Origin of the sequence: Gracilibacillus halotolerans, assembly GCF_014206945.1 — a bacterium.
Taxonomy (GTDB): domain Bacteria; phylum Bacillota; class Bacilli; order Bacillales; family Amphibacillaceae; genus Gracilibacillus; species Gracilibacillus halotolerans.
Genome location: NZ_JACHON010000014.1, coordinates 1 through 20,732, shown reverse-complemented (window position 1 = coordinate 20,732; position 20,732 = coordinate 1). Strand labels below are relative to the sequence as shown.

Here is a 20,732-nt window from a genome sequence, read left to right as displayed (position 1 = left end):
TAAACCAAATAACCTTCCCTGAAATTGCAAAACTACATTTAATTACATGTGTTAAAATAGGAAGTAATAGTAGAATAAGGATGATATCAATGAATGAAATAGGAAACTATAAAGTAAAAACAAAACTCGAAAAAAAATATAAAAGTGAAGTAACAATGATGTCAGATTTAACTATTTGGTTTGTATTATCAGGCTATGTAGAAATGAATCGAAACGGCTCGATGTTATCCCTACGTACAGGCGATATTTACATATTCAATCGTGGTGACTTAGTAAGTGTGAATGAAAGTAAAGACAATCATACTCTTAGTGTAAAAATTGGAGTATCAAGATATGAACGTCCTTTTCCAAACTTTAAATTGAGCTTACCAATTTCAGAAGTATATAAGAGTGAAGCCTACAATTATATGAAGCAATGTCTTGCGAATATATATTATGAACAGCTTAGAAAAGATAAAGGATCAGCATATATTATAGAAGGACAATCTACCCGTCTCATTGGACTTTTGTATCGTTACCTGGAAACTGAAAAAAGAGAATTAGAACATGATCCATCCTATTCTGAAAAAATAAAAAATGTAGTTTCTTATATCGACCAACATTATGATGAGAAGCTAACGCTAGACCATCTTGCAGAGAAGTTTTATAGTAGCAAATATTATTTAGCACGTCTCTTTAAAAAACAATTAGGAACTACAATTGGCAATTATATAAAAGAAGTAAGGTTATTACATGGGGTTAAAATGTTGGAAGAAACAGATAGGAAAGTCATCGATATTGCATTAGCGAATGGATTTCCTAATCTACGTTCCTTCATTGAAGCAGTGAAGGATAAATATCAAGTAACTCCTCAGGAATTAAGAGAACGTCATGAAAAAAACAAAAAGATAACGGAAATACCCATTCAAAGTGACGAAGTTTTAGACTTACTAGATAGCTTTGTACCATTACATGAATTTTCCAACCCATCACTACATGGAACTAAAACAACTGTACCTATTAATCCTTATGATACAATCGGAAAATTCCACCCATTAAATCGTTTTTTAAAATGTACAACAATACCGCCAATCAATCGATTAAAAGAAATAAATCAAAAACTGCGTGTCCAATTAGTTTCTGTAACGAATATCGTAAAGAAGATAGATTATGTCGTGGAGAACGGTGAATTTATATACAATTTTCAATCATTAGATGTTTTACTCCGTCAAATAATAGATGCCGGTATGAAGCCATACATTCAGTTTCAATCCATCGATTATTTTGAATGGAAAAAAAACGGTGCGGGCAATGACGGCATGTTTCTAAAACTATTAAGACAACTTCATTATCATATACAACAGAATTTTGCTAATACACAAGATTGGTATATTGAATTTCGCTGTTTTCATGAAACTAACAATTATATGGAAGTCATACGACCATTAGTAAATGCTATTTCTATCTTTCAAGGCTATAATTTCTTATTTATTCACTTACCTGTTGTACCAGAAGAGAATCTAAGTACTAGTGATTCAGATAGAGGAGTGTACTGTATTGATGATTTCACCAAGGTAACAAAAATGGAGTTAGAACAAGTGTATGAATACTTAAATGACTCCCATTATGTAAAGGAAATTAGTCAGGACATGCACCATGATCAATTAAACCACGCCTTGGAACGAACGATAACGATAGAGAATGACACACATCAAGCGCACTACGCTAACTTGAAGCATGCAAACGGACTTTTGTGGAATGCGCTTAATGATATAGAGACAGCGCCTAACCGATTATCTCCTCTATCATTAGATGGAGCTAATTTATTTGAATATTTCCCATCGGAACTGGCAGAAAGATTCTCAATTCTAACGAAAGATGGGCGGATTAAGGAATATTATTATGCACTTGCTTTTTTAAATAACTTATACGAAGATATCGTATTTAAAAATGAAAACTGTATTGTAACTAGGTACCAGGAAAACTATCGGATTTTAGCAGTTTATCCAGAGGAAGAACTTCGTCAATTATTAGTGAAGTCCAATCAATATAAGCATAATAAGAAAAAGTTACACAACTCGTTCATACAAATAGAATTACAATGTAAGGATCTTTTTGGAACCTATCGATTTGTCAAACAGCAATTATCCCCAGAACATATAGATAAAAAAGCAGAGCTTGCTTATTTTAGAAAGTGTAAAAAATTGTCCTCTGATGATATTGAATACTGGAATGGAATCAATCGACCGGTTCGAACAGTGGAAACGTTGGAAATGAAGAGAACATATACATTAGAGTTTCAAGTACCCATGTTTGGAATTACAATGATTGACTTAGAAAAAACATATGAATAAATGCTAAATCTTGCGCTTGCCTTCTCCTCTAGTCTGGTAAGTTAGCAAGATTTAGCATTTTTTTATGCAAGAAGTAAATAGTCTGTTAAAAAGCTACATTATATACTAAGTCATACGCATCATTAAGCGATATGTAACCGGAACCAAACAGGGGGAATAGAAATGAAGAAGTTTTTCTTAAATAGGAGAGAAATGAAGAAGGCTATAAGGAAGCAAGTAAAAGAAGATAAAGCTCTCAAAAAAGAAAGAAAAAAACATCTAGCTTCGATGTCTAAAGAAGCTCGCTTAGAAGAAATATCGAAAGAACGTCTAGCACGTAAACAACAAAAAGAACAACAAAAGCAAGAATGGCAAACACTCTCGAAAACAGAAAAGAGAAAAATAAAAAAAGAGAGAAGAATGTACAGGAAAATAAAAAGACGTCCTATTCGTTTTACAGGCTGGGGAATAGTAGTAGGCTTTTTCCTTATCATAGCCATTCAATTTGGACCAATGGTATCCGATATTTTAGCAACCGTAACAGGAAAGCATATAACAATTGATACAGAGTCGGAGGAATCGATAGCTGCAAGGGAATATGGAGATCAATTATCTGAAGAAATCGTTAATGAAGGAATTGTATTACTTAAAAATGAAAACGATTATTTACCTCTAAAAGAAAAGAAGGTAAATGTTTTTGGCTTTGATGCGCTCACTTTTCGCTATGGTGGAGGAGGATCCGGTTCTGTAGATACGTCACGAGCAATTGATTTATTTGAAGGACTTAGTCAGGCAGGAATAGAATACAATGAAGAATTATATACATTGCATCGAGAGCTTGCGGTCGAGTACGGTATAACGGAAGGTGCAGACACAGGCCTCTTACAAGTCGTTCAGGGAATGATGAGCAAAGAGGAAGAGAAGGTTCCAACTGTAGATTATCTAAACCAAGATGTCTTAGAACAAGCGAAGCATTATTCAAACCATGCAGTCATTGTTCTAGCAAGTCAAGGAATGGAAGCTTCAGATATGACAGTCGAACAACTACAATTATCGTCCTTTAATCGAGAGCTAATTGAAAAGGTTTCTGACCACTTTGACAATATTACCATTGTTGTCAATGCTGGAAACACGTTGGAACTTGGGTTTGTCGAGGAATATGAAGCAATTCAATCGGTTGTATGGGTAGGAACGCCTGGACCGTATGGAGCGAAATCGTTAGGTAATGTTCTAGCAGGTAACATTAATCCTTCTGGGCGATTAACAGATACGTATGTGTACGATGTATCTTCCGCTCCAGCAATGGAGAATTTCGGTGATTACAAGTTTGATAACGTTCCATATAGCTTTGTTAATTACGAAGAAGGTATCTATGTTGGTTATCGTTTTTATGAAACCTATTTTCAAAATGACGAAGAAGGGTATCAAAAAACGGTACAATATCCATTTGGGTATGGATTGAGTTATACAGAGTTTGATTGGAAGAATATCGAAGCTAATTACATGAATGATACGATTGAGGTTCAAGTAGAAGTTGAGAACGTTGGGGAAGTCAGTGGAAAAGATGTTGTTCAATTGTATTTCTCCCCTCCATATATAGAGGGCGGCATTGAGAAGTCGGCGATTGAATTAGCCACATATAGTAAAACGTCGTTATTAGAACCTGGTCAAACAGAAAAGATAACAATGACATTTGATAGAAGAGACATGGCTTCGTATGACACTGAAGAAGAAGCTTATATCCTTGATGAAGGAGTATACGAAATTAACGTAGCACGAAATGTCCATGATATCGACTATAAGATTACTTATGAAGTGGATGAAAAAGTCGTTTATAAAGAGGATCAGGATACAGGAGTACCTTATGCAAACCAATTTAATTACGCAGAAGGAGATATCACTTATTTATCGCGGAATGATTGGCAACAAACGTATCCTTCTGACCAAGAGATAGATACTGTTGCAACAGATGAAATTGTAAATGCAGTTAACAAAGATGTATTAAAAACTGCATCAGAAGAAGAACTACCTACCTTCGGTAAAGACAACGGAATCATGCTCGATGATTTAAAAGGGTTATCTTTTAATGATTCTAAATGGGATGATTTCCTAGATCAATTGACATTAGAGGAAATGTTTCAATACGTCACAGAAGGTGCATATAAAACGAACGAAATAGAGAGGTTAGGCATACCAAAAGCAATCTTAATGGACGGACCAGCAGGCTTTAGTTACTTCTTTAAGCCGGTTAAAGCGGCGGCTTATCCTTCAGAATTAGTATTAGCATCTACATGGAATGATGAATTGTCATATCGCATGGGAGAAGCGATCGGAAAAGAAGCACGTGCATACGGAATTCATGGTTGGTATGCACCTGGAATGAATATTCACAGGACAGCATTAGGCGGCCGTAATTTTGAATACTTTTCTGAAGATCCTTTACTAACGGGTAAGATTGCAGCAGCCTTAACAAGAGGAGCGCAAGATCAAGGAATTATCGTGTTTATGAAGCACTTCGCAATGAATGAACAAGAAACAAATGCGCGTTCCGGACTAATTGTCCAAGCAAATGAGCAAGCAATAAGAGAAATATATTTAAAGCCTTTTGAGATTACAGTAAAAGAAGCGGATGTTTTAGGAGCTATGTCTAGCTTCACAATGATTGGCGGAAAATGGTCGGGTGCCAACGAAGAGCTATTGCAACATATATTGAGAGAAGAATGGGGATTTGATGGCTTTATTACGAGTGATGCTGTTTTTGGATTTATGGACGCATCCGCAGGGATAGTAACAGGCAACGATTTAATGCTAGATGTAATGACACCAAGTAAGAATTATAAATTATTAGAAGAAGCCTATGAGGAAAATCCAGCCTTAATAGCGAATAGCGTTAGAGAGAGTGTACACCGCATTCTGTATACACTTACAAAAACATATTTATTTGAACAATAAAATGAGAATAGATTGGTGAGTGAAATGCTAAAACATCAAGATATAATTAATGAGATGACATTAGAAGAGAAAGCAACATTAATGTCTGGTCAGAACTTTTGGAATACTGCTGAAATAAGTCGCTTAAACATCCCGTCTATTATGTTAACAGATGGTCCTCATGGCTTAAGAAAACAAGGAGGCAAAGCAGACCATTTAGGCCTTAATAAAAGTTTGCCAGCAACGTGTTTTCCAACTGCAGCAACATTAGCAAACAGCTGGGATAAAGAATTATTATATGAAGTTGGAAGCTATCTAGGAAAAGAAGCAGCGAGCGAGAACGTAAGTGTCTTGCTCGGTCCTGGCTTAAATATTAAAAGGAATCCACTTTGTGGTAGAAATTTCGAATATTTTTCGGAAGATCCGTATTTGAGTGGAAAGCTAGCTGCTCAATTAGTAAAAGGTATACAGTCAAAAGGAGTGGCAGCTTGCGTTAAGCATTTTGCGGTTAATAGCCAAGAGCATTTACGAATGACGATAGATGAAGTAGTGGATGAGCGAGCGCTACGTGAAATTTATTTAGAAGGCTTCCGAATAGCGATAGAAGAGGGAAAGCCTAAAACTATAATGACCTCTTACAACAAGGTAAATGGTGAATACGCCAATGAAAACACACACCTACTACAAGATATATTATATGGCGAATGGCAATATGATGGGGTTGTAGTAACGGATTGGGGAGGAAATAACGATAGAGTAAAAGGTTTAATTGCTGGTAATCAATTAGAAATGCCTTCATCTGGAGGGATTACCGATGAAGAGATTGTGGAAGCAGTACAATCTGGTGAGCTTGAGGAATCGTTATTAGACCAAAGGGTAAGTGAATTGCTAACACTTGTCTTTGAAACAATGCCCCCTCAATTGTCTAAAGGAGAAGTTGATCTGGAAGCCCATCATACTAAAGCCCAGGAAGCAGCAAAAAAATCGATGGTACTATTGAAAAATGAGGAAGATATATTGCCCATCGGAGACGCAAGTGTGGCTATTATTGGTGATTTTGCTACAACTCCAAGATATCAAGGAGCAGGAAGTTCATTAATCAATCCGACTAAGCTAGACAATGCGTTGGAGGCTTTGCAAGAATTAGGAGTGAATATCGTTGGTTACTCTCAAGGATTTAAACGTTATGGTGGCAGAAGCAATAAACTAAAAACGGAGGCTTTACAACTCGCTAAACATGCCGATAAGGTGGTAGTGTTTTTAGGACTAGATGAAGGAAGTGAAGCAGAAGGTATCGATCGTAACACGATGGAGTTACCAGATAATCAACTTGAATTAATCAATGAGCTAGCCAAAATACATTCCTCTATTATAGTAGTACTATCCGGAGGCGCTGTAATAGAGTTGCCATTTGTAAGCCAGGTGAAGGGTATGGTTCATGGTTATCTTGGTGGTCAAGGAAGTGGTAAAGCTATTGCAGATATACTTACAGGTAAAACAAACCCTAGTGGTAAATTAGCAGAAACCTATCCATTACGATATGAAGATGTCCCATCTGCACCGTATTATCCTGGTAAGGAAGTGACTGCAGAGCACCGGGAAAGTATATTTGTTGGCTATCGTTATTTCGATAGTGCTAACAGACCGGTATTGTTTCCATTTGGCCATGGCTTATCCTACACTAAATTTGAATACACGAATTTAACCGTGGATGATACCAGAGTAAGGTGTACGATAAAGAACATAGGGGATTTTGGTGGAGAAGAGGTTGTTCAACTCTATATAAAACCGGAGAAAACAAACATTCTTCGAGCCAATAGAGAACTTAAAGGCTTTACAAAAGTTTATTTAGAACCAAATGAAGAAAAGGAAGTAATGATAGAGCTCGATCAACATACTTTTCAATATTTTGATACAAAGGAAGACAAATGGGTAACAGAACAAGGAGTGTATGAAATCCAAATTGGGAGCTCCATCGAGGATATACGATTGACAGAAAGTATAGAATTAGAAGGTAAACAAACGAGCGAAGAGGAACTATCTGATCGATTATTTAATTATTATCATAAAAATATTCACCATATCTCAGACGAAGAGTTTCATCATTTATTGGGTTTTACACCACCGAATCCATTATGGGATAGAAATAAACAGTTAGGGTATAATGACACCATTGCTCAAGGGAAATATAAAAAAGGATTAGGTAAACTGTTATATTTCATTACCCTTGCTACTAAAAAAACATTAGAAAAGTTAGGAAAACCGTTAATGGCTAATAATGTTATGTTTGTAATGAACATGCCATTTAGACAAATACCTAGATTTTCGAACGGGAAAGTTAGTGAAAAAATGTTAGATCGCCTACTTAAATGGATTAATTTATGGTAGAGGCACGAATGATGTAATTTTTATTAGGAATATTTCTACCTTTCTTAGTAAAACTAACACTGTACCACTTCTATTTGGGAGGTCCCACAATGACAAAGGATTCACACGCACCTAAGCACAAATTACACGGCAAAGGAAAACGCCCAGATGAACAACGAAGGGGAAAAGCAAAATCCTCAGCTAGAAATACAAATAATTAACACTAACCAGCCACCGAATCCTGTTCGGTGGTTTTCTCTTACTTTAACTTGCAAAATTCTACATACTATTATAAATTGTCGAGAATTATCAAAGTAATCATTGGCTATCTGTCCATACATTATGTCGCAATTATTACAATTACTTTAATCATATAAATGCTAATTGCTATTGAATGCAATTTATCGTAAAATGTAGTATTGTGGTAGTGAATTTATGCTCTTGTAGGAGATTGTTAAATGACAAGAAAAAAAGTACTAATGCTTACACAGAATTTTTATCCTGCAATCGGTAGCGCAGGAAACAGAATGAAAAATATTTTTCAATTGTTACTACGTCACGATATTGACATAGAAGTTTTAACAATTGAACCTTCCTACCCCAATAAAAACATGTACAAGGATCGAATGTTTTGGGATGATGAGGAAGTTAATCAATTATCAAATAGAATCACACGTATTCCGATAAAGAGCAGGAAATTTACCAATCGTTTAGTAAGTAGGCTCTTTTTTTATTTAGAAATCATGTATCGGTTTTTAATAGAGCTATGGAAACGGAGAAAAGACAATATTGATTACATATATGTATCCACTCCACCAATCTTTATCGTCTTATCCGCATTCTTTGGGACAAAGCTTATAAAAAACAAATTGATTTTAGAAGTAAGGGATTTGTGGCCTGACAGCTTAACAGGCGTCCGTGCATTTGATAATAAAATGATTATCGGCTTCTTTCGATTTTTAGAGAAGAAAATGTATGCTAAAGCAGATACGATTGTGATTAACAGTATCGGATTTAAGAGTCATATTGAATCCAAACTAAAAAAAACGAAACCAATCGTTTATTTACCAAATGGACCTCGGGAAAAAGAAATTACTATCTCCGAGGATATACGTGATGGTTTTCGAGTAGTCTATGCAGGTAATTTAGGTATGGCACAAGACATAGATCGACTCAAGGAATTGGCAAGCTTACTAGACAAAAACGAAATACATTTTGACGTACTTGGTTATGGTATGAAGAAAAATGAATTTCAAGACTTTATTCAAAATGAAAACTTAACGTATGTGAACCTTCATGAACCAACAACAAGGGCAAAAAGTTTAAATTTAATCAGAAATAGCCATGTTAGCATTGCATTCCTAAATGATGAAGAAGTATTTTCTACAGTGCTCCCAGGTAAAGTCCTTGATTACATGACCTGCCAAACTCCCATTGTAGCGGGTGTTAAAGGGGTCGCGGCAAATATTATTCATCAACATCAAACAGGCTATGCAATCGAAACAACAGAACTTGCTCCAATCGTAGAAAAAGTCTTAGAACTACGAGAGAATCCCGAACTATTATCCACTATGAAAAAAAACTGTCTAAAGGTGATTCAAGACGAGTTTTTATGGGAGCATAATATAGAGAAGATAGTCGATATTATTAAGTAAAGAGGTAGAAAAAAATGAAAAGAGTTGGCATGTTTGTTTGGAATCATTTCACAAATGATGCTCGCGTAATGCGTGAATGTACGACGTTATCGCAAAATGGTTATGATGTAGAGCTTATTTGTATCGATGACCCAGACGATCCGACAATTAAAAGATATGAAGAAATAAACGAACATTTTCGTGTTCATCGAATGAAACGATATCCATCTGCATTGCTCTTTTTACAAAAAGTATATCGTTTTGTAGTAGGGAAAAGGTGGCCGATTATCCCATTTGGTTTAGTTTGGGCATATTTAGTTTATTTACTGCCATGGATTATCCTTCCATTGACTCTGCTAGCTGTTATCTTGTTGAAAACAAAAGCAAGAGTAATTTGGGTACGCGGTGCATTAATTTTGCGTATGATGTGGAAGGGACACCGTGGAAATTACGATATTTATCATTCGAATGATTTAAATACAATGCCACAAGGATACGTAAGTGCCAAATGGCGATTTAAGAAAAAACCATTGATTTATGATTCTCACGAAGTACAAACAAGTCGTACAGGGTATGACAGTCCTTGGTATGAAAAGTTTGAACGCTTCTTTATTAAACGAATGGATGCCATGATGGTAGAAAATGATACACGTGCAAAGTACAACGAAGATTTATACGGATTTTATCCATACGTGCTTCACAATTATCCAACAGAGCAAATTAGTGAAGGTACAGATAAAGTTGATTTGCATTCGATGCTTAATCTCCCGCCCGATGAAAAGATCCTTCTCTACCAAGGGGGTATACAAATAGGTCGAGGTTTAGATAAACTAGTAGAAGCTTATCCGAAATTCAAAGAAGGTACTCTCGTGTTTATTGGAGATGGTAGGATTAAAGAGGAATTGCAACAAAAGGTGAAAGAAAATAACCTTGAGGATGGCATTCGATTTTTACCAAAGGTTCCATTAAAAGATCTACCAAAATATACTCGAAATGGTTACCTTGGATTTCAAGTATTAAACAACATTTGCTTCAACCATTATTCGGCATCATCGAATAAATTGTTTGAATACATGATGGCAGAAGTGCCTGTCGTCGCTTGTGATTTCCCAGAGATTAAAAAAGTAGTCGAGGGAAATGAAATTGGAATTACCGTTGATTCACATAATCCAGAAGATATCGCTCGAGGGGTAAATTACATGCTAGAACATCCTGAAGAACGAGATCGCTTTAGTAAAAATTGTATCCCAGCAAGAGGAAATTATAACTGGGAAAATGAACAAGAGAACCTCTTAGAAGTATATGAGCAATTTTAACTTAAGGAAGGAAGAAGAGTAATGAAATTATGTACTGTAGGATTAGGATATATCGGGTTACCAACTTCTATTATGTTTGCAAAACACGGAGTTGACGTTGTTGGTGTGGACGTAAGCGAGCGTGTAATCGATTCTTTAAATAATGTGAAAATTCATATAGAAGAGCCAGGTTTACAAGAGGCATTAGAAGAAGTAGTCGCAAATGGAAAGTTTAAAGCACAATTAAATCCTGAAAAGGCAGATACGTTTATTATTGCTGTACCAACACCGAACCATGAGGATGAATACAGATCTTGTGATTTATCTTTTGTACTAAGTGCATTAGAAAATATCATCCCACATCTAGAAAAAGGCAACACGGTGATTGTAGAATCTACTATAGCCCCACGTACAATGGATGATAGTGTAAAACCTCGATTAGAAGAAGCAGGGTTTACAATTGGAGAAGACATTTACTTAGTTCATTGTCCAGAACGAGTTTTACCTGGTCAAATCATGCATGAATTAATTTACAACAACCGTATTATCGGTGGTATAACAGACGCATGTACAGAGAAAGGTGCAGAAGTTTATGAAACATTTGTTAAAGGCGAGCTCATTAAGACAGAAGCTAAAACAGCTGAAATGTCTAAATTAATGGAGAATACGTTCCGTGATGTGAACATAGCCCTTGCTAATGAACTTGCAAAAGTTTCGAACGAACTGGGTATTAACGCATTAGAAGTAATTGAAATGGCGAATAAGCACCCGAGAGTAAACCTGCATACTCCAGGACCAGGTGTTGGTGGTCACTGTCTAGCAGTAGACCCATATTTCATTATTGCTAAAGCGCCAGAAACAGCTAAAATCATTAACCTATCACGTCAAATTAACAACTCAATGCCAGAGTATGTAGTGGAAACAGCAGAGAAACTTTTAGCTAAGAATAATGGAAAGAAAATTACCGTATTTGGTTTAACATACAAAGGTAATGTAGACGATATACGTGAAAGTCCAGCTATGGAAATTTACGAAATGCTAAAAACTAAACCAGCGTATGAAGTGGTAGCATACGATCCACATGTTAAGCTTGATTTTGTAGAGAAAGATTTAGAAAAAGCGTTGAACGGCTCTGACTTAGTTCTTATTCTTTCTGACCATAATGAATTCAAAGCTCTAACAAGCGAGCACTATGCTAAAATGAATACAAAACAGGTATTCGATACAAAAAATGTAGTTAAAGAACATACAGATGAAGTTAATTATATTAACTATGGAAATTTATATAAATTTCTATAATGAAAAGGAAAAAATAATATGTTGAAACAAATTAGACAAGTAATAAAAGAACAAGTAGAATACCGTCAATTAATATATCAATTGGCGGTGTTTGAATTAAGAGGACAACACCAGAACAATTTTCTGGGTTCATTTTGGCAATTCTTAAGCCCTGCTATTCAGATAGGTATTTACTGGTTTGTTTTTGGTATAGGTTTACGTGGAGGGGCAGATATTAATGGAACACCGTTCTTTTTATGGCTCGTTCTAGGTATTATCCCTTGGTTCTTTATAGCACCTTCGATTACACAGGCTTCTAGTAGTGTATATCAAAAAGTGAGTCTAGTTTCAAAAATGAACTTCCCGGTCAGTGTATTACCAACAATCCGTATCATAAGTAATAGCCAACAGTTCTTTATAATGCTTGGAATACTATTTGTTATTACACTTTTGTACGGTGTTAAACCATCACTATACCTTATTCAGATTATATATTACATATGTTGTATGTTTATATTCTTAATAGCTTTTGGTTTAATTACTTCTACTCTTGCGACTCTAGCTAGGGATTTCCAAGTGTTTCTTCAATCAATAATACGAATGTTATTTTACCTGACGCCCATTTTATGGGATACCTCATTATTGGTGAACTCATTTGGAGAAAAAGGTCAGTTAATTGAGAACATACTAAAACTAAATCCATTTTATTATATAGTGGAAGGGTTTAGAGATGCATTTCTAGGAAGAGCATGGTTCTTTGATGACATGATTTACACATTATACTTTTGGATTATTACATTTACTATTCTATACTTTGGCTCGAAACTCCACATAAGGTTTAGAAATAATTTTATGGACTACTTATAAAGAGGTTATTATTATGACAATTAAGGTTAAACTAAAAAATATATCAAAAGTCTATGACTTATATGAAAAAAAATCGGACAAATTTTTAAGTCTATTCCGAGTGAGAAATAAGGAACATCGTCAATTTATGGCCTTGAATAATGTATCTTTTGAAGTCTCGCAGGGTGAAACTGTTGGACTTATAGGGTTAAACGGGTCAGGTAAGTCTACCCTTTCTAACATTCTTGGTGGGGTTCTACAGCCTAGTGATGGTAGCATTGAAGTTAACGGTAAAAGCTCTTTGATTGCAATTTCGGCTGGGCTAAATAATAACCTCTCTGGACTAGATAACATCGAGTTGAAATGTATTATGCATGGATTATCTAAAGAAGAAATAGAAAAAGTTAGAGATGACATTATTGAATTTGCGGATATTGGAGACTATATTTATCAGCCAGTGAAAGATTATTCTAGCGGTATGAAATCGAGATTAGGCTTTGCAATTTCTGTTCATACAGATCCAGATATTCTAATTATTGATGAAGCATTATCTGTTGGTGATAGTACATTTACACAGAAGTGTTTAAAAAAAATGAGGGAATTTCAGGATAAAGGAAAAACAATCTTCTTTGTCAGCCACTCAGCAGAACAAATGCGAACTTTCTGCGAGAAGATAGTATGGCTTCATTATGGAAAGGTAAAAGAGATTGGTGAATCAAATGAAGTGGTTAAGCATTATCAAGAATTCACAAAATGGTTTAATAATCTATCAAATGAAGAAAAGAAAGAATATAAATCAAAACAACTGTCAGAACAAAATGTGGTAGGGTTTAGAAGAAATGAGAATAAGCAAGAAATGGATAAATATGAATGGCTTAAAAACTCCCTTGTTCTCATCCCTTTAGCAATTATGGGCTTGTTAATGGTTTTGAATTGAACGGACGTAGGTGATAAATATGGAAAGCAATAATAAACCCAGTAATAGTATAAAATTAAATAATATTAAAAGTGATTTTTTCACCGACAAAAGCTGGAAGAGAAAAAGAAAGAGAAAAACCAAAATAATTAGTGAAAATGAACAGCTTGCTATTGCTAGTACTAGCAAAAAAGTTAACTATATTACTTTTCTAGAACATAATACTAATTTCTCAAGTATCTCGAATAAAACAAGATTAATCTCTATGAAGGGTGATTATACGTTTAATATCGAGTCTACAAAGTCTGGTAGGATAAAAGTAATAATATACTTGATTGAGTATGATGCCTCATTCCAAAAAATTAAAAATAATAAAATCTCAGTAAATGGACGTACTATTATAAAGTCATCTCAAGCGACAGAGTATGCTAGAATAGCTATACGAATTGAGGGTGAGGGAGAACTACATATAAAGAGTTTGGATGTAGTAAATTATATTAATGAGATCGAAGATTTTAATCAATTGCCTTATATGAAAGACCTCAACGTTGCAGGTATTTTAGATGAATTTTCATATGAATCCTTTAAGGACATCGTTAATTTAATAACTTTTTCACCTTTTAACTGGAAAGAGATTCTTCATAAAAATAAACCCGATTTACTAATCATAGAATCCGCATGGAAAGGAAACAGTGGTACATGGCAATATGAGATAGGTAATTATAGTAATAACAGTAATAATGCGAGGCTGAGAGACCTTGTGGCCTGGTGTAAAAGGAATAGAGTGCCTACAGTTTTTTGGAATAAAGAGGATCCTGTTCACTTTGAAAAATTCACAAAAGCGGCTTCACTCGTAGATTATGTTTTTACTACAGATGCGGATAGTATTCCTAAGTATAGAGATTTGTTAGGTCATAATAGAGTGGATTATTTACAATTTGCAGCAAATCCGGTTATCCATAACCCTATAAGCTTAAAGAAAGAAAAAATCTCTAAAATATGCTTTGCTGGGTCATATTATGCAAATCGTCATGAAGAGCGAAAAAAAGATATGGATGAAATTTTGGACATGTCTAACGATCTTGGACTTCATATCTATGATCGCAATTACTATGTTAATCAAACAAACGAAAACAGCCACTTCAGATTTCCAGAGCATTTACAATCCAATGTAATAGGGACCTTGAAATATGAGGAGATGGAAAAAGCCTATAAAGAATATAGGTTAACAATGAATGTTAATAGCGTTAAACATTCCCCTACTATGTTTTCTAGAAGAGTATTTGAGAGTTTGGCTTGTGGTACTCCAGTAATTAGTAGTTATGCAACAGGTATCAAAAAACTGTTTCAAGATATAGTTCCATTATTAGACGATTCGGATACTACATTTCAGAACGAAGTGAAAAAGTTAATGACAGACGATACTTACTATAGAGAGTTGTCATTACGGGGAATGCGTAAAGTGTTTTCTGAACATACCTATGAAGATAGGATGGAAAAGATCTTAAATAAACTAAATTTTCAATATTGTCGTAACCAATATGATGTTACTCTGGTATTCACAATAAACGAACCTTATGAGATAGAACAAGCTATTGATATAATGAATAACCAGTCGTACAAAAATACAAAGGCAATATTTTTAGTTAATTATTATGATAATGTTGAAGAAATCTTAAATAATTATAACAATGGCAGAATTTCTTCATATTTGATTGATTATGCATACAAATATGAATCTTTAGATAAAATAATTTCAACTTCCCATGTAATCAGAATGAGGTTATCAAACAAATACGGTAAATACTTTATAGAAGACTTGATAAACGCTAGTCGCTATTCACAAGCAGATGTGATAGGTAAGAAAAATATTAAAGCTTGGAAAGAGAATGCAGCTTATTTACCTTATGAGTATGAATATGTTGAATCAGTAGAAGTAGATACAGCCTTATTTAAGTTAAGTACAATCAAAAGTTTTGGTTTGTATGAATTTATCAATGAACTTGAAGCTATAATGGATAAATTATTCAGAGCAAGAGGTTGTAGAATATTCAGTAGTGATAGATTCAACTTTAATGAAGATACTGAGGTATCTAAATAGTTTTGTTAGGAGATTTGTTGATGAAAAGGCTGAAAATTTTAATATACGGCGATCAAAATTTAAATATATTGGATGGTTCATCTATCTGGATGACATCATTAATTAACATATTATCAAATGAAAACACAGCCGATATTCATGTATTACTCAAAACCCCAATAAGAAGAAAACAAGTAATATCTAACATTAATAGGCTCAGAGAAATTACTTTTATAAACCCATTCACGACCTTTCATAAGCATAAATTTGAAGAAAAGATAAGACTAACACCCTCTGAAGCGAGTGTATTCATTAATGTATTAGATCAAGAAAACAACTATGATATTGTAATTACGAGAGGAAAACAAGTAACACTGCATTGCCTAAATAAGGATGTAACTAAAAAATTAATCCCGTATATCACTGATTTCGATCATAGTAATCAGGATTCAGAAGATCTAAAATTATATAGAGAAATATATAATCAATGTCCACGTTTATTTGTACAGACAGAAGAAATGAGAGACTTTATAGCTAACGCATTAAAGGTGAGTCCAGAAAAATTTATTATATTACCACCAACAGTAAAAGACTCAAAAGAGAAGCCTGAATTTAAGATTAATAATTACTCCTTAATATACACTGGTAAATTTGCTTCAGACTGGAAAACGAAAGAATTAATCAAGGCTTATATTGAAGCTAAAAAGAAAGTAGACACGCTTACACTAAATATAGCAGGTGATAAATTTCAAGGTGAATTAGCGGAGAGAAAAGAACAAATCATTGAGTATATTCAAGGCATTAGTGGGTTGAATTGGGTAGGTGCTGTATCACGAGGTCAATCTCTAAAACTAATTGAGCATTCGGATGTTGGTTATGCATTCAGATCAAGTGAGATAGATAATAATAATAGTCTTGAATTATCAACAAAGTTCTTAGAATATTCTATAGCAGGTAAGCCGGTGTTAGTGCGGAAAATAAATCAATATGTAAAATTATTAGGAGAGGACTACCCCTTTTACTGTGATTCTTTTGATGAATTAGTGGATAAAATAATATTAGCATTTGAAAAACCAGATCTCTACAAAAAAGCAGCAGAGAAATGTTACAATGCAAGTTTAAAATTTCAGATATCTCATATTAGCAGTATAATCTTAGAGGAATTATACAAGTTATCTGACAGAAAGAAAACTATCCTATTTGCTGGTCATGATTTTAAATTTATTCAATGGTATATAGATTACATGGAAGATCAAAAAGATATCAATGTTCTTATTGATAAGTGGCAAGGGCATAATAAACATGATGAAGAGAAGAGCTTGAATTTTCTAAAGCAAGCAGATATTATTTTCTGTGAATGGGGTTTGGGTAATTCAGTTTTTTACTCAAACAATAAATTACCAGGACAACGTTTGTTTATTCGTGTGCACCGTCAGGAATTGACCACTGAATACTTACAAAATGTTAAATATGAAAATGTAGAGAATGTACTTGCAATTAGTCCTTTCATATATGAAGAATTTGCTAGAATTCATCCAATACCTCGAAATAAAATGAAGGTTATTCCTAATATGGTGAATGTTAAAAAATTTTCGAAGCCAAAATCGGAAGAATTCTCTAAATACCATATTGGTATTCTTGGAATTTTGCCACAGTTAAAAAGACTTGATAGAGCTGTTGATATTTTAGAAAAATTATGGAATAGGGATTCTAGGTTTAAATTGTATATAAAATCACGTTTGCCGCATGAATTAGCATGGTTAAAGAATAGACCAGATGAAATATCATACTACGATAAGATTTTTGAAAAAATTGAGAATGCGCCGTGGAAGGACAATGTTATTATTGAGTCCCATGGTGAAGATGTAGCAGAATGGTTTCAGAAAATTAACTTCACTTTAAGTACAAGTGATATAGAAAGCTTTCATCTTGCCCCAATGGAGGGAATGGCTAGTAATACGATTCCTATTGTATTTAATTGGGAAGGTGCGAATACTTTATATCCCGAAGAAAATATTGTTACTTCTGTAGATGAGGCAGTAGAATTAATATTTTCAAATGTAGAGGAGAAAGAAGATAGGCAATATAGAACTCTGGTTGAACAATATAGTGAAGAGAATATAACTGAAAAATTAAACTCTGCTATCTCTATCTTCAAATAACTATTCCATGTCACTAAGGTATATTATGCAATATTGTACCTAGTGACTTTTTTTAAAGGGAGGCATTTAAAATGCAATCTTACTTGGCAATAGGTTTAAAAAATAATGTTAATACTGAGATTTTCGAGAAGACTTTTTTAGATATTTTGAATACAACAAGTCCGGTGACAAGCTCAAAATTGAAAATAAATAAATGGACAAGTTCGAATGATAAAATAATATTATTTCAATGGACAAATGAGCCAAATTCTAATATCCAGAATATTGAAGATAAAGCTTTTACTTATTCTGGTTACACTAATGTGGATGACAATGAATTAGCGAATAAGCTATTTTTTAATAATTATCAAGAACATTCTCATATCATTCAAAGTTTAAGCGGCCAATTTTCAATTATGTATGCAGATGGGAAAGAAAATATCATACAATGTTTCAATACTCTCACGAGAACGGAGCCCTTGTATTATTCAGAGAATAATGAGTATATTGTTTTCGGTAATAAAGCAATTGTTGTTCAAATGATGTCAACTATGAAAAATTTACCTGATTATAATCTTTTTTCTTTTGCTTCTTTCCTAAACTCGGGATATTTTAATGATGAAAACACTCCTTTCAATAATGTTAATGTTGCTAAACCAGGAACTTCAATAATATTTAAAGACGGTCAAGTGTCAATAAAGGAATTAACCAGTAATATAAATAAGTTAAATGAAAATGAATTAAATGATAGTTATTATGACCAACTTGCTTCTATCTTTATAGATAGTTTTAAACCTCTTAAAAAGCATAGTGTCAAACTGAACTCAGGTTTGACTGGTGGCAAAGATAGTCGCTTAATTGTGGCAGCACTGTCTTACCTAGGCGAAGACTTTAAAACCCATACTACGGGATTTGAAGAACATCCTGACGTAGTACTAGCGAAGGAAATCGCAAATGTAATGGGAATTGAGCATGAAGTAAATCGACCAGTAATAAAAAACGAATCTCAAAATGTCTTAGTTCATGACATATTAAATAGAACTATTAATACTCTTTTGGTTACTGATGGAATGTTATCTGCTTACGAAAATGTACCACTAGGAAGATCTTTTAATTCTTCTATAGTTGCTCTTGGTGGTAATGGTGGGGAACATTTGAGAGGCGGATTTAACAAAAATGTTAATAGACATGACATTAATGGACTAAATCAATTGTTATTTCAAGTACTAAGACCTTTCAGTTCATTTATAAATGATGAGGTACAGTCAGTATATGATGAGCATCTTGATATATGGCTTAAGAAGGGTAATGATGAGGCACCTAAAGATTTAATGATGAGGTACTATATTTACTATCGAACAGGTAAGTGGTCATCAGTGGCGCGAAGTGGCTATACGAATAACAATTATTTATATCAGCCATTCTTTGATTCGAGATTAATAAAAGAAGTATTAAAAATTCCAGCCGAAAATCTAATTAATGACAGAGTTATATATGAAATCCTCATTAGACTTGCCCCTCAATTAGTAGATATTCCATTTTTTGCTGACAGATGGAACTTTGAAAAAAAAGGGCCAATTGATGGAGATATAGATAAATGGAAAAAACGTGAGCCACTCATAACTAATATGCAGTCAAAAGGAGGTTTCAATTGGAGAAGAACTACTCTCAAAGATTTAAAAGATGCAATGTATGAAGAAATTTTTAGTACCCACAATCAAAAGATATTAAATATAATAAATCAATCAGAAGTTAAGAATTTATTTGAAACAGGAATATCTAGTAATAGAGAAATTGATATGTTTATGTGGAATCTCTATACGGCTTCAATATTGACGTCTAATGATTGGTTGAAAAATCGTGAAAGAACTAGAGAAGTAGAGATAAGGCTACCACCTACTCATTTGTTAGAAAATAGAGAGCTTAATCCAAGTGATTTAGGACTAAAAAATACAGATCAGAGTGGTACGATTTCTACAGAGGATGGGGCTATAAAATATAATTTTATTAATGAAGGTTCGAAAGTTAATAAATATATTTATACTTTTGAAGGTAATTTTACTACTCCAACAAATTTAAATAAATATGAAAAGGCAGTTGTGCCAAAAGAATCACGCCTTACAACGTTAAATTTTGATGCAAAGGCAAATACTCCTCAGACATTATTAGTATTTTTCATGGGATACGATAACAAATCAAGGGTGTTTAATGAATCGAGAAGAGTGAATCTTGGAACGGATTTAAAGACTTACTCTCTTTCCTATGAACATCAGGATAATCTCGAATCTTATAAGATTGCAATTAAAACAGTAGACAAAAAAGATGCCTCCTCCAACGTGTGGGATATCAATAATCTTGGTGTGAAATTCTACAAATAAAAAGTGGTTAATGTAACATAAACCAATTGATAAGGTTTATGTTACTTTTTTTGAGATATTGCCAAAATATAATGAACATCAATTAACATTTAAGTATGTTTATGATGCTAGTATAGTTTCATGGACACATCTAAGTTAAATTTATACAATGAATTTCAAGGAGGATGTGTCCGATGAGTACAAGAAATAACGGCAAACGATATAACGATGATTTTCGTAAAATGGTTGTAGATCTTTATCATTCTGGGAGTTCTGTAAAAGATTTAAGCAGCGAGTATGGCGTGTCTAATGTAACTATTTATAAATGGATTAAGGAGCTAACACCGGTTGAGGGTACTGACGGCAAGGAGATTACTCCAAAAGAAGTAGATGCCATTCAAAAAGAGAATCTTCGCTTGAAACAGGAGCTTGAAATCCTAAAAAAGGCTATGGCCATATTCGCTCAAAAGTAGGTGATATAGAACTAACCGACTTTATTACAGAACATAAAAATGATTATCCCATTCGTACGATGTGCGAAACACTTGATATCCCTAAAAGTACGTACTACCAAT

12 protein-coding genes are annotated in these 20,732 nt (G+C 33.9%); all 12 read left to right on the top strand.

Features of this window, described 5'->3' with window-relative positions; genetic code table 11:
• Nucleotides 1-89 precede the first annotated feature (89 nt).
• The 12 genes from GGQ92_RS11895 to GGQ92_RS11840 all read left to right on the top strand — a co-directional run bounded on the left by GGQ92_RS11895 (nucleotide 90) and on the right by GGQ92_RS11840 (nucleotide 20,630).
• Nucleotides 90-2,333 (top strand): helix-turn-helix transcriptional regulator, encoded by a 2,244-nt coding sequence (locus GGQ92_RS11895; protein WP_184249067.1) that lies wholly within the window; start codon nucleotides 90-92, stop codon nucleotides 2,331-2,333.
• Nucleotides 2,334-2,495: 162 nt separating this feature from the next.
• The gene (locus GGQ92_RS11890; RefSeq protein WP_184249065.1) at nucleotides 2,496-5,264 is read left to right on the top strand and encodes a glycoside hydrolase family 3 protein; all 2,769 of its coding nucleotides are present in this window, start codon (nucleotides 2,496-2,498) and stop codon (nucleotides 5,262-5,264) included.
• Between the two features lie 24 nt (nucleotides 5,265-5,288).
• On the top strand, nucleotides 5,289-7,631 hold the full coding sequence (locus tag GGQ92_RS11885) for a beta-glucosidase family protein (protein ID WP_184249062.1): 2,343 nt from the start codon (nucleotides 5,289-5,291) through the stop codon (nucleotides 7,629-7,631).
• Nucleotides 7,632-8,068: 437 nt separating this feature from the next.
• Nucleotides 8,069-9,265, top strand: a complete 1,197-nt coding sequence (locus tag GGQ92_RS11880; protein WP_184249059.1) for a glycosyltransferase family 4 protein — start codon at nucleotides 8,069-8,071, stop codon at nucleotides 9,263-9,265.
• A gap of 14 nt (nucleotides 9,266-9,279) precedes the next feature.
• Complete coding sequence (locus GGQ92_RS11875; protein ID WP_246384412.1) at nucleotides 9,280-10,560, top strand: glycosyltransferase; 1,281 nt, start codon at nucleotides 9,280-9,282, stop codon at nucleotides 10,558-10,560.
• 21 nt (nucleotides 10,561-10,581) lie between these two features.
• Nucleotides 10,582-11,838, top strand: a complete 1,257-nt coding sequence (locus tag GGQ92_RS11870; protein WP_184249056.1) for a nucleotide sugar dehydrogenase — start codon at nucleotides 10,582-10,584, stop codon at nucleotides 11,836-11,838.
• Nucleotides 11,839-11,856: 18 nt separating this feature from the next.
• The gene (locus GGQ92_RS11865; protein WP_246384410.1) at nucleotides 11,857-12,684 is read left to right on the top strand and encodes an ABC transporter permease; all 828 of its coding nucleotides are present in this window, start codon (nucleotides 11,857-11,859) and stop codon (nucleotides 12,682-12,684) included.
• A 13-nt stretch (nucleotides 12,685-12,697) separates the two neighbouring features.
• Nucleotides 12,698-13,600 (top strand): ABC transporter ATP-binding protein, encoded by a 903-nt coding sequence (locus tag GGQ92_RS11860; protein WP_184249053.1) that lies wholly within the window; start codon nucleotides 12,698-12,700, stop codon nucleotides 13,598-13,600.
• A gap of 19 nt (nucleotides 13,601-13,619) precedes the next feature.
• The gene (locus tag GGQ92_RS11855; protein ID WP_184249051.1) at nucleotides 13,620-15,680 is read left to right on the top strand and encodes a CgeB family protein; all 2,061 of its coding nucleotides are present in this window, start codon (nucleotides 13,620-13,622) and stop codon (nucleotides 15,678-15,680) included.
• Nucleotides 15,681-15,700: 20 nt separating this feature from the next.
• Nucleotides 15,701-17,821 carry a glycosyltransferase gene (locus GGQ92_RS11850; protein WP_184249048.1) on the top strand — a complete coding sequence of 707 codons (2,121 nt, stop codon included), beginning with the start codon at nucleotides 15,701-15,703 and terminating at the stop codon, nucleotides 17,819-17,821.
• A 71-nt stretch (nucleotides 17,822-17,892) separates the two neighbouring features.
• Nucleotides 17,893-20,178 (top strand): asparagine synthase-related protein, encoded by a 2,286-nt coding sequence (locus GGQ92_RS11845; RefSeq protein ID WP_184249045.1) that lies wholly within the window; start codon nucleotides 17,893-17,895, stop codon nucleotides 20,176-20,178.
• Between the two features lie 173 nt (nucleotides 20,179-20,351).
• The gene (locus GGQ92_RS11840; RefSeq protein WP_184249042.1) at nucleotides 20,352-20,630 is read left to right on the top strand and encodes a transposase; all 279 of its coding nucleotides are present in this window, start codon (nucleotides 20,352-20,354) and stop codon (nucleotides 20,628-20,630) included.
• The last annotated feature ends 102 nt before the right edge of the window (nucleotides 20,631-20,732 follow it).